The organism is Nesterenkonia salmonea (genome assembly GCF_005771525.1).
In the GTDB taxonomy this organism is placed as follows: domain Bacteria; phylum Actinomycetota; class Actinomycetes; order Actinomycetales; family Micrococcaceae; genus Nesterenkonia; species Nesterenkonia salmonea.
The window spans coordinates 1-392 of sequence record NZ_VAVZ01000132.1 but is presented as its reverse complement, the minus strand read 5'-3'; the positions used below and the strand labels follow the sequence as shown (position 1 = coordinate 392).

Annotated in this window: 1 protein-coding gene; it reads right to left on the bottom strand. The window is 67.6% G+C overall.

The window, feature by feature from the left end; translation table 11 throughout:
• Nucleotides 1-107: 107 nt before the first annotated feature.
• On the bottom strand, nucleotides 108-392 hold a 285-nt coding region (locus FEF26_RS15585), incomplete at its 5' end, for a helix-turn-helix domain-containing protein (protein WP_138254428.1).

Genomic DNA, 392 nt, shown 5'->3' with positions numbered 1-392 from the left:
GGCGTGTCGAGTGGGTCGTCCAGGGGCGACGCAGGAGCGTCGACGCGACGTGCTGAGAGGTGGCTCCAACCGAGCGCTAGGACACAAGCTACAGGCATGGCGATAGGTCAGGAACGGCGTCGCTCCCTGCGCAGGAGGGAGCGCAGAGTCTCGGCGTTCGCGTAGCCGACCCGTAGCGCGATCTCGGCGGAGGTGAGGTCCGTGGTTGCTGAGAGGTGCCGAGCTCGTTCGGTGCGAAGCCGTTGGACGAAGCCGAGCGGAGTGAGGTTGAGCGCCGCACGGACTCGTCGTTCGAGGGTGCGCCGGCTGGTGCCGAGCGACTGCGCGACGAAGGCGACGTTGAACGGTTCGTCCAGGCGGGCGCGCACGAAGCGTTCGAACTCGACGACGAT